This window comes from Endozoicomonas euniceicola, assembly GCF_025562755.1.
In the GTDB taxonomy this organism is placed as follows: domain Bacteria; phylum Pseudomonadota; class Gammaproteobacteria; order Pseudomonadales; family Endozoicomonadaceae; genus Endozoicomonas_A; species Endozoicomonas_A euniceicola.
This window is the reverse complement of the sequence record NZ_CP103300.1, coordinates 5,781,431-5,793,404: the sequence shown is the minus strand read 5'-3', so window position 1 is coordinate 5,793,404 and position 11,974 is coordinate 5,781,431. Positions and strand designations below refer to the sequence as shown.

5 protein-coding genes are annotated in these 11,974 nt (G+C 48.7%); 3 read left to right on the top strand and 2 right to left on the bottom strand.

Features of this window, described 5'->3' with window-relative positions:
• Positions 1 to 176: 176 nt before the first annotated feature.
• Positions 177 to 4,019, top strand: coding sequence for a hypothetical protein (locus NX720_RS23610; protein ID WP_262597961.1), 3,843 nt, complete (start codon positions 177 to 179; stop codon positions 4,017 to 4,019).
• 153 nt (positions 4,020 to 4,172) lie between these two features.
• Here NX720_RS23610 and NX720_RS27350 read toward each other — a convergent pair whose 3' ends face one another.
• Entirely contained in the window at positions 4,173 to 5,015 is an 843-nt protein-coding gene (locus NX720_RS27350; protein ID WP_404831111.1) for a C2H2-type zinc finger protein, read from the bottom strand.
• A gap of 229 nt (positions 5,016 to 5,244) precedes the next feature.
• Positions 5,245 to 7,653, bottom strand: coding sequence for a phosphoenolpyruvate synthase (gene ppsA / locus NX720_RS23605; RefSeq protein WP_262601649.1), 2,409 nt, complete (start codon positions 7,651 to 7,653; stop codon positions 5,245 to 5,247).
• Between the two features lie 218 nt (positions 7,654 to 7,871).
• On the opposite strand from ppsA, the gene ppsR reads away from it, so the two are divergent.
• Positions 7,872 to 8,693 carry a posphoenolpyruvate synthetase regulatory kinase/phosphorylase PpsR gene (gene ppsR, locus NX720_RS23600; RefSeq protein WP_262597959.1) on the top strand — a complete coding sequence of 274 codons (822 nt, stop codon included), beginning with the start codon at positions 7,872 to 7,874 and terminating at the stop codon, positions 8,691 to 8,693.
• Positions 8,694 to 8,884: 191 nt separating this feature from the next.
• The gene (locus tag NX720_RS23595; RefSeq protein WP_262597958.1) at positions 8,885 to 11,974 is read left to right on the top strand and encodes an OTU domain-containing protein; all 3,090 of its coding nucleotides are present in this window, start codon (positions 8,885 to 8,887) and stop codon (positions 11,972 to 11,974) included.

Below are 11,974 nucleotides of genomic sequence, written 5' to 3'. Positions count from 1 at the left end.
GCTTTTTAGGGGCTTAAAACAAAACCATGTTCTAAGGACGTGGATCATTTACTTTAAGTCACAGCCATTGAATTTACTGCTATTTTTGCCATACAAATTATTTCTTCATTATGGTGAACCGTAAGTAGATAGCGTAATGCTCACCGGTTTCCCAACCAGCATAGAAACCAAAATCTATGGACAATAAAAATCGATTCGTCAGATGCTGTTACATTTTATTATCAATCAGTTTGATGCTGGCTGCTTATGAGGTAAAAGGAGGCTTTTCTCATCATTCATTTATATTATTAACAAGCGGTCAGCCAATAAACGCTATTTCTGTGAAGCGGGCAGGGGTCAGTCATAGAGCTTTCTCGCTGAGTGAGGGAGAAAACTTTATTATTGCAGAGGAAGTTCGCCTTAATAGACCAGTAGCCCAGGTGCATATAAGTGGAACCAACTACCTTACCGACTATCTTTTACTGACCTCCGGGGGGCGAGCTTCTGTCGCAGCAGACCCAAATGCTATTGAACAGGCTGAAGCATTACATTTTTCTCCGTGTTTATCTAACGAGACAGAGGGTACTGTTGGAACACTGCTTTCAGACATCGCTACGACAAATTCAGTACCATACGGTCAACAGCCCTGTGACCGGCGCCAGGCACCATTACCCGGCACTCTTTATATCAACCCATCTATTACAAGGCTCACCTCCGAATCAGCTGAAGGTAGCTTCACCCCGACAGATGATATTTTAGTTCTAACTTTCAGTAATACTGGTAAAGGCATAGAAGAACTAGGGATTATTGATGGTCAACGCATGGAAGGAAGAGTGCTTGAGAACGGTTCTTACCGATTGATGGTAAGAATTGGCCTGTTCGAAGAACCGTTCAAATTTACTCTTCCCCAGTCTTTAATTTTTAACCCTGTCGCGAGTTACTATTCTCCAGCGCCTACTCCCACAGACCCAGAGCCAGAAAAGCGATTTATTCCCCCTGTTAAAAACTCCGGGTCAGAACAGCCAGAAGCTGATCCAGAGAAGGAAAGGACTGATGCTGATATTGCCATGGTCGTTTACTTCTGCCCAGACCAGAGTAGCCGGTCCGGCTCTGCAACCCATACAGAAAATCATGCCGAAACTGAAATTATATTTATTCAACGCAGTGGCGCTGCTACAAATACAGAGTCGAACCACCCCAATGAAACGAAGGCAGCACCAGAGACAATTTCCGTGGCATTCGCCCCCTTTGCAATGTACTCTGACGTCCGGACTGCGACGCAAAAGAGAAGTGAGAATCAAAAAGCCCCAGAAGTAAAAACCAGGTTCACAAACACCAAAGACATGATAGTTGACGTTGTCACTACTTTGAAAAACCTCCAACCTAAAATGTCTAACGTGGAAAATGAGCAAGTAGATGATGCAATGAAGAATCCCGAAGACATTAGACTCCTTGTCAATAACACACGGCAACTAATCCAGTTGCGTTCAAATTATATAGCCAGTGCCAAAATAACTGATAGAAAACTGATCAACTCTGTTGACAAGATTCTGATGAATTCGCGTATTCTCCTCATCTGTTTTCTTCATACCTTAGATAGCGAAGCGTTCGTCACCAGAGGCGGACTGAAAGGCAGCGATGTTTTGCCAGTCCAACTTCTGGCAGAACTCTGTGATGGGCTCAAACCCACCCAATCGAAGTTAAATATTTTTGAACAAGACGAATATAAATTTATATTGACATTAAAGGACATACGCCTTTATGTTCTGGGGCTGATCCTGAAAGTTGTCGACAAATACAACGAAAAAGAGCCAGATTTTAATAAGGCTGTCGCGTATGCCTGGCAAGACCTGCGCAAGATTATTGCGTTTATTGCTAAGAACAACATCATAGACCTGGACAGTAATCTAGAAGTTAGTGCCTCCTGGCAAATAAAGGTCCTGCTATCACTTGTAGCCTCTGAGATGGGTGATATTGAAACAGTACTGTTGCTTATGCAGTTGACTAAGAAGCAGTTAGCAAATGCCGGGCGTAGAAGCTTATCTGAAATTCAAGACATCTTTGACATGACTCTGCGCATTCTGGTGGATACTCTCAATCAAGTGGAAGTGGAAGTGGAAGTGGATCTGGCATCAACACTCTTTTCTTCTTTTTTAAAAAGCGCCGAAGTGCTGAAGCTGGACACTTCTTTGCTAGAAGCTGTTATTAAAAGACGGCAGCAACAAAGGGAACACGCCCAGACCAAAAAGTCTCAGAAAATCAACCAGAAAGCCGACTTATGGGCTGAAAAAGAAAAACGGATGTCAGACAAAATCCGCCAGAAAAGGCAGGAAGCGAAGAAAGAAGCCCAAAGGCTGAGAAAAAAAAGACACCAGAGTGCGAAACAACATGGAAAAAAAACTGAACCTCATAGCCCGACATTGTCCACGGCAACGGCCAGTGACTTACCCTCTGAAAAAAATACTATCGAACCGGGCAACAGGCTGCCTCTTTACGAACAGGGAGAGCAGGCATTTACTGAAGAACGCTATGACGAGGCTCTTGAGCATTTCCAGAACGAACTCCTGATAACATCAGACCCGCTGCAGAGAGCGCGTATTATGTCCTCTATTGCTGACTGCTATTTCTTTCAGGGGAATTTCGCCAGCAGACTCTCAAACCAGCTTACCAAAGCGTACGATTATTATGAGGATGCAGAGAGAGCCGCTCAGTCAGGGAACTTCCCGGAGCTGGACAAGGATGGCTTTTTCAAACTGGCTTGCTCAATAATAGATGCCATTGACGACAAACTGATTGAATCTATCAGACAAGCCTACCGATGGCATGTGGAAGCCATTGACGAGCTACAAAAGCTCAAAGGTGAAGAAGAGGACAGCGAGGTAGAAGAACTCCTGAGCCTGCTGATTATAGAAGCGGAGAACCAGGAGGAACTGGCCAGAAGCATAAAGGACGGAGTTACAACCCTGAATAAAGCCTCGGAACTCAGGCGACAAGCTATCAACAATAAGAAGCCTGACCAGAGACCATCCCAAAGAAAAGAAGAACAAAAGGTTTTGGACCAGCTCAGTCATCTTCAGGAAAAGGTAACGAGTCAGCCCATAAAGGGAAAGGGAAAAGGAAAAAAGAAAAGGAAAAGGCAGACAACACAGAAAGAGAACCCCGACACGACACTGGACATTGAAGCCGAACTGGAAAAATTGAAAACAGGAGGAGCTGCCTGCCAGCAGGAGCTCTACGATGTTTTGGGCAAATTCAGCGAGAGCGCAGAAAAAGCCAGAGAAATCAAACGCAACCGGAAACAGAAGGCTCAACACAGCGAGACACCTGCGCCAGAGGCACCCGCTTCTGGCGGATCAGAACTTTCATCTCCCGCTGGGTTACACCATTATCTTGAACAGAGCCAACTGAACGAACTTCTGAGTTCAAGTGGAATAATAGGGTTTAATGCTGTCGACGTCCCCTCCAACCACTGGTGCATGTTCGAAGCCCTTGAGCGCTGGCTCAACCTTTTCCCCGATCGCGACGATTTGGTGAATAACCCAACTGAAGGCTCTGAGTTATTCTATGCACTCGGCAGCCGTGCAAAATTGATGGCAGACGAGAATCAGGATGACCAGATGCTAAATCAAATCGCGGCCACCTTCCACGTCGATGCCCCCGGTCCACAGGCCTGGGGAACCGACGAAATGCTGCACCGACTTATTGCGCCTGTTCTGAACCTTAACATACTGGTTTTAGCGGTAGACTTCTCGGAGGATCGCCCTGTTCTTACGAGTGCAATGTATACCAGAGACGCTATCACGCCCGTACCGCCTGAAGAGAGAAATTCAGCCATCAACAGGTCTGACACGATAGCCCTCCTCCACATCAACAACCACTGGCAGGCGGTACTGCCGGCTGCCGGGTTTGTACAACCAGCCAGCACCGGCGGCAACACCACCGAACCCATAGAAAATGAGTCGATTCCACTTGCTGGTGAGCCCGGCTTACAGGGCCTTGAAATATCTCCGCCGGAGGTTCCCGTTAGCCTGCCCCTGTAAGATAGATATCGTTATGGGCCAGGAGCCTGTCGGACTTAAGACTGCGCTTCCGGGAAGATAGCAGCCTGAAAAAAGGTGTATTACTGTGGCGGGCAGACCAGGGAATCAATAATTTACTGGACGACCGTAAAGTTAACATTCTTGTCCGATTAGTTAAGAGTCGTAATTTGCGTAAACCCTCAATAGTCCAGGGTCTGATTCATCTAGAAAAATTCTTCCAGGACCAGAACCCGGAAAGTTTTGATTATCAGTATTCGCAGTCACTAGTCCTGATCCCTGGGTTGCCGTTGCCGTTCTTATAGTGGCAGTGGCAGTGGCTGCAGAGCCGTATTCAGTGACTTGTATATAGGCACTTCCTCTCGGGGATGTGACGGTGCTTATGATTCTCGCATAGTTTGAAGATTCCTTGATTTGGGTTGTTACGTTTACCATTCCCTCTGGTTCCGTGTGTGTCTGCACAGTGGCAGACTGGGTTGTTGTTTCGGATGGGTGCTGCCAAGCCCTACAGTGTCTGGAGAGATAGAACTGTCGACTAAAACGACAACCGCATGTTTGACAATGAAAGCGTGCGTTTTCATTATGAACGCTGTTATTATGCCTTGTCAGAGTGTTTGATTGATTAAAAGAAACACCGCATGGCAGACACTCATAAGAGCATTCACCGGTATGGATTCGTTCGTGCCTAACCAGGTTTGATTGAGTTGTAAAAGCTTTGTTGCATACATCACATTGAAAAGGTTTTTCACCGGTATGGGTTAGTCCGTGCCAAGTCAGGCTTCTTTCGCTGGTACAAGCCTTGCTGCATACAGGACATTGAAAAAGGTTTTCAGCGGTATGGGTACGCATATGCTGGGTAAGGTTACCGGATTGAGAAAAACACCTGTTACATATTTCGCACTTAAAAGGCTTCTCTCCAGTGTGGGTTAGTTGATGTACTCTGAGAGAGCTCGCAGTTGCGAGAACTTTCGCGCAAACACCACAGATGAAACGCGGCATAACTGATACTCCTGTGTAAGGCACAAAAGAGCATAGAGTTAATCCTTTCACTCAAAGCTGTATAGACAACATTTAATTATAGGCAGGGTCTTGAAAGCGTCCAGCCCTCTGGATTCGTACGACACGGATTATGTATTAGTGAAGTCGAAGCAGTTGAGTCTGGCTTGCATGACTCTCAATAATGCAGGCTATATCCGGCATCCATGCCGTCGTGCGGTTGCAATCCTCGCTACGGACGCTTAAGTCCGACAGGTTCCTGGGAGCCACCCTGACCGTCCGACGGCTCTGCCAGATACAGCCAGGTTTCAACTACCGAGTCAGGGTTCAGCGAAACCGTTTCAATGCCCTGCTCCATCAACCAGCGGGCCAGGTCCGGATGGTCACTGGGTCCCTGACCACAGATACCGATGTATTTCCCCTGATCCCGACAGGCTTTGATCGCCATGGACAACAATTGCTTAACGGCACCATTTCGCTCATCAAACAGATGAGCAATTACTCCTGAGTCCCGGTCAAGGCCCAGTGTCAGCTGAGTCATATCGTTGGAACCAATGGAGAAGCCATCAAAGTACTGGAGGAACTCATCAGCCATCAGGGCATTGGATGGCAGCTCGCACATCATAATGACACGCAGCCCGTTATCACCCCGCTTCAACCCATAGCCTTCCATCAGTTCTACCACCTGCCTTGCTTCATCCGGTGTGCGAACAAAGGGAACCATTAGTTCTACGTTATCAAGCCCCAACTCTTCCCGAACCCGTTTCATGGCAATGCACTCTAGTTCAAAACAATCCCTGAAGGATTCAGAGATATAGCGGGAAGCACCACGAAAGCCCAGCATCGGATTTTCTTCATCCGGCTCATACAGTGAGCCACCAATAAGATTGGCGTACTCATTGGATTTAAAATCAGACAGGCGCACAATCACTTTTTCCGGCGCAAAGGCTGCCGCAATGGTGGCAACACCTTCCACCAGCTTGTCGATATAAAAAGACACAGGATCGTTGTAGCCGGACATGCGCTCAGAGACAATTCGTTTCACATTGTCTGGCAAGGTATTGAAATTCAGCAAAGCCTTGGGGTGAACCCCAATCATTTTGTTAATAATAAATTCCAGCCGCGCCAACCCTACGCCACTGTTTGGCAAACGGGAGAAACTAAAGGCCCGATCCGGATTTCCCACATTCATCATTAGTTTGAAAGGAAGCTCAGGCATTGTTTTCAGATCACGAACATTGTGCTCAAAATTGAGCAACCCCGGATAAATAAATCCGGTATCTCCCTCTGCACAGGACACCGTAACATCCCTGCCCTCCTGAACCACTCTGGTCGCGTCTCCACACCCAACAACGGCCGGAATACCCAGCTCCCTGGCAATAATGGCGGCATGACAGGTACGTCCACCACGGTTGGTGACAATGGCTGAAGCGCGTTTCATCACCGGTTCCCAGTCCGGATCGGTCATATCCGTTACCAACACATCACCTTCCTGCAACTGATCCATATCCTCAAGATCAGCAATCACGCGAGCCTGCCCCTGTCCAATACGCTGCCCGATACTACGACCCTCCACCAGCGCTTCAGCCTGGTCAAGCAGACGATAGCTTTCCAGCTGGTTACCAATGCGACTCTGTACGGTTTCCGGACGCGCCTGAACGATATACAGCAAACCATCATCACCATCCTTTGCCCACTCAATATCCATCGGGCAGCCATAATGCTGTTCAATCGTCACTGCCTGTCGTGCCAGCTCCAGAACATCGTCGTCAGTAATGGAAAAGAGAGCACGATCATCCAGATCGACATCGATGGTACACACCGAAGTCCCGGTTGAACCGTTATCACCATACACCATCTTGATCGCCTTACTGCCAAGGTTACGACGAAGAATCCCGGGGCGGTTGTTTCTCAGGGCTTCCTTATAGACATAAAACTCATCCGGATTCACCGCCCCCTGAACGACCGTTTCTCCCAGCCCGTAAGACGCCGTTACAAAAACCGACCCGTCAAAACCGGATTCCGTATCCAGGGTAAACATAACGCCGGAGGCGCCCGTCTCACTGCGAACCATACGCTGAATGCCTGCGGATAAAGCCACATTGCGATGATCAAACCCCTGATGCACCCGGTAAGCAATGGCACGGTCATTAAACAGGGAGGCAAACACCTCCCGAACGGCACGCAACACATTGTCGGCACCACGAATATTCAGGAAGGTTTCCTGCTGACCCGCAAAAGAGGCATCTGGCAAATCTTCTGCGGTTGCTGATGAGCGCACTGCTACCGGAAGATTGGTCTGTTCGCCACACAACAACTGATACGATTGGGTAATAGCCTGTTCCAGCTCGGGCCGAAAAGGCTCAGACATAATCCAGTGTCGAATCTGAGCACCGGCTGTAGCCAGGGCACGGACATTATTAATGTCCAGATCGTCCAGCACTTCATGGATACGGTCGTACAATCCGTTACTTTCAAGAAAATCGCAGTAGGCTTCTGCTGTTGTGGCAAAACCTCCCGGTACCCGCACCCCTGCGCCACTGAGGTTGCTGATCATTTCACCCAGGGATGCATTCTTGCCGCCCACCTGTTCGACATCATTGGCACCCAGCTTGTCCAGGCTGACGACAAAACGGCTCACACTACTGAAGGCACTGTTCTCGAAGCCACTATTGAAGCTATCCACAATCGTTTTCCTCTGGCGCGTTTCCCCTGAAAACACGCGATTACCGTTTATACCCGATCTGGCCTGAAGCTTTTGCGACAGCAAAATCTACACCCGCCATCCCGATTCCGGTATAATATGTGCGATTTTGTTACTAATTGAAACACCCTGAAACGATTAAAAAGAGTATTTTTGTGCATCGCAACGTATTTTTTATTTCAGATGGCACTGGCATAACCGCTGAATCCTTTGGGCAGAGCCTTCTGGCACAGTTCACCGGCCCAGAATTCAGGCATGTCACCCTGCCTTATGTGGACTCTGTAAAAAAAGCCGCACAGGCTCTGGAAACCATTAACCGGTCCCAGAGCATCGATGGAACCCAACCCGTACTGTTTATGACTGTGCTGAATGAAGAAGTCAGCCGCATGATGCATGCCAGTGGCGCTTATGTGATTGACCTGTTTCAGGCTTTCCTGCCTGGCCTGGAACAGGAGTTTGGCCAGCACCCTCTCTACCGTGCCGGACAAAAGCGCTCCACCCACAGCAACAGCAGCTACCACCGTCGCATCGAGGCGGTGCAGTTTGCCCTGGATAATGATGATGGTTGCCGAATTCGTCACTATGACAAAGCCGATATTATTTTGCTGGGAGTATCACGCTCCGGCAAAACGCCAACTTGCATTTATCTTGGCCTGCAATTTGGTATTTTCGCTGCCAACTATCCAATCACGGAAGAAGACCTTGAGATCACCACCCGGCTGCCCGGGCCACTGGAGCCTTATCACAACAAACTGTTCGGCCTGACGATTCACCCCGGACGGCTGGCAGGTATTCGCCATGAACGCAAGCCCAACAGCCGCTACGCATCCAGGCAGCAGTGCCAGCACGAGGTCTCCAGCGTTGAAGAGATATACCGACAGGAAAACATCCCTTCCGTTAACAGTACGGATTATTCGGTGGAAGAGATCGCCACCCGGATTATGGCGATGACAGGGCTAGAAAGGCGGATGAAGTAAAGGTAACCACAACCACAAGGATCGTCTATACTCTCCCGCTCTAAAACGCAATACGCTTATTGATGAGCCAGCAAAATAATGAGCGAACAGCAGTGATTGGTCGGGCATGCTTGCATTGCAGGCAACATCCGGGCGCTTAGGTACGTGTCTCACAGAGAGACGATGGTATTTGATGTTTCATGAACCGGGCAATGCATCTTTACAAGCACTGGGCGCTGTTTCTGACCCTATGGACTTCCCTTGGTTACGGCTACTCGCTGCAAGAGCTTAAAAACTACAATATTCAGCTTGATGTCGCTAAGAAAACGGCACTGCTACCTATTACCGCCTCGATCCGGCAGTCAGGCTCGTACTATGAGATTAATTTCGGCACTACGGAATTCAATCCGATCACGGTCACAGAGGAGCAGGGGCACTACCGACTGGACGTTGATGGCGACAGATACACTGTGTTACTGCCCCATGCGCAGCTCCCAATGCCAGGATCAGCTCTCCCCACCTCTTTTGTTCAGCCTGCTCCACCTGTTTCCGTGGTTCCGCCGCCCGTGCCTCACTTTCTGGTGATGGACGCATCCGGTCATATCGATACTCTGTCAGAAAAGGTGAAGGGACTGCAGCAGGAAAAGGAGCAGCTGACAAAAACGAACCAGGCCCTGGAGCAGGAGTTGCAGAAGCAGTCTAACCGGTTTGAGGAGCAGATAGCCGCACTTAACCGTCAGCTCTCTGAGGCAACCAGACCGCAACGGCAGAACGAAAACCCGGCGCAAAGGCAGGAGGAGCCTGAACCGTCGGAACAACCTGCGCCCTGGCCTGAAGTGCCCTCTACGATACATGTCAGGAATCAGGGCACCCAGACACCCCGCTTTAATAACGAGCAACAGGGTATGACTCAGACCCTGCGGCAGCAGGTCAGGGAGCAGTCCCGGCAGATTAATCAGCTGAGCAAAGCGCTGGTTGGCAAAAAGCAGGCGCTCGCTGCCAGTCAAGAGACGGTTCGAAAACTGAATCTAAAGCTGTTTGACGATTCGGAACAGTATGGAAAGGTCGAAAAGCAGCTACTTGAGCAGATTAAATCCATCAAACTCAAACAATCTTTATCCATGGTGGATGAAATTTCACCCGCAATGGAACCTTCGCCCACCCCGCCTCTGGCTGAAGAGGCAGGAGCCGCAGAAAAAGTGGCTGCAGAAAAAGTGGCAGCGGCCCGGGCCCAAGCTCATTCCAGTGATCAGGGTGATGAGGAGATGAGCGAACAGAACCCTGAGCGCCAGGTAGAGCCTGAAAATAACGAAAGACTCCTGAATCAATCCACCACCGCCAAAAACGGAGACAGGAAGGGAAAAAATAAGGGGAAAAAGAAAGGGAAAAAATTTAAAGCACCCAGTAAAAAAAGACAATCTACCGGCGATGATTCGTCAGCCAGTACGGAAGTCAACGATAAATCCGTTGAACCTGAGGTGGGTGACGTCACCAACACTTCCCATTCCGACAAGCTGCCGGAACTTCCAGAAGATGAAGCACGGTCCCTTTTAGACAGGCTGTCAGATGCCATTCCGGCGCTAAGGCTCGCTGAGAAAAAAGGTAAAAAAAGACGAGAAACACAAGACTCATTTCATAACACGAAGGCGCTGAATGATTACATGGAGAGGCTTTTTAAATTAAAAGAGGAGCATAGCGAGATCAATCTTGACCAACACTATAAGGTGCTGGGCAATATTCTTCAGGATCAGATTATAAGATCTATAGGAAGTGGTGATGGGATCTATCCGAACTATCTTGATGATGCGATAAATCGGTATCTCCAGCTGTTTATCAATTTCAGAAAATTGCATGAGCATAAAAACCTTTGGAGGGTGATAGACCTCCTCACCTTAGACCAGGAGGATGCGGTAAAGATTAATGTGCTTAATATATTCCACCGCTTACTTAAGGAAAACTGGCCTGACTTGAGGATCGGCTTATGGCAGGTAATTGCCCAAACGTACAAAAATTTTCAATTTGAACATGAAGATATAGATGGCCTCAGTGACTACCTATCCAACCTTCTCTATGCGCTCTTTGCCGAAGATTTTACGATGATCACCGCATTGGTTCATGGGCTTAGGAGAGTAAATTCACCAAACAACTATGGGTTGCAGGATCATGTGAGCGCATTTGTTAAGGGAAACGATGAGAGGCTTTACAGCAACACCGGGGCTATTAGTATCTTGCGTGACTTTCAAATGATTGAATGTCTCATGAACTCAATAGCAGATAATGCAAGCCGGGGACGCATCTGGAGTGAACTCGACGTCACCGCTGTCGCCGCTACGATTGTTCAGATGTGCGATGCTATGTGCACTATTGTAAAGAATCTATCCAAATATATGCCCGCCGTGGGCGAAGACCAAGGTGTGAAATTCTTCAATAATGACGAGTCAGATTGGGATTTAAAACGCAAACACATTCAGCGACGGGTGAATATTGTGAAGCGCCTGAAAGAAGATAAGCCTGATCTGTCCAAACCCGTGCGGCTTCTTTCACAGTTTCAGGCTCATTTAGCGGGGTGCAAATATCAAGCAGGGTTCCTGAACCTATCGGGCATTGACCCAATCGAGCGCTTCTCCATCCTGGGATTTCAGCCTAACTATACTCCCGGCGACGGGCTTTGTCTGTTCCACGCTCTTGTCCAACAGTTATCAGGGGTGGAGGAGCCAAAGCAGGAGGACTCCCTGCGCTTAATCCGTCAGTTGATCGAGTTCGCCCAGAAGCAGTCCGACTATTCAGACACCTTTGGTCACATCAATACAGAGCTTCAGGAAGGCGAAGACCTGAATAGCCTGAATGCGGTGGTCAACCAGCTTCTGAATGCCCAGAGCATTGAGTCCCCCTTGCAGCAGGAGAGCTGGGGAGGGCATGAAATACTGGGCCTGGTCAGCAATTACCTGGACAGAGCCGTGCTGGTCATACAGGCGAATCACACCATGAGTGACGACGGCAGCATTGCGTTGCTGTTTGAGCCAGGGGGTAGTGAGCCTTCGTACCTGAACTTTATTGAGACTCTGGACTATATAGAAGTAGCTTTTTGGGACGGCTCGATGCCGGTGACTCTGGGATTTTTGCAAGGCAACCCTAACACCGGGGACGGCAATCACTGGTTTGAGTTGCTGTACAATATCTCATCCGAAACATCAAGCGACCTATATGGAGAGCTTGATCTTGAAGTGTCCGACTGTGATCGGGGTGACAGAGCCCCCGGGCAATGTTCGGAGTCGTGCCTAAAGCCCCCTGAAGAGAGGTAG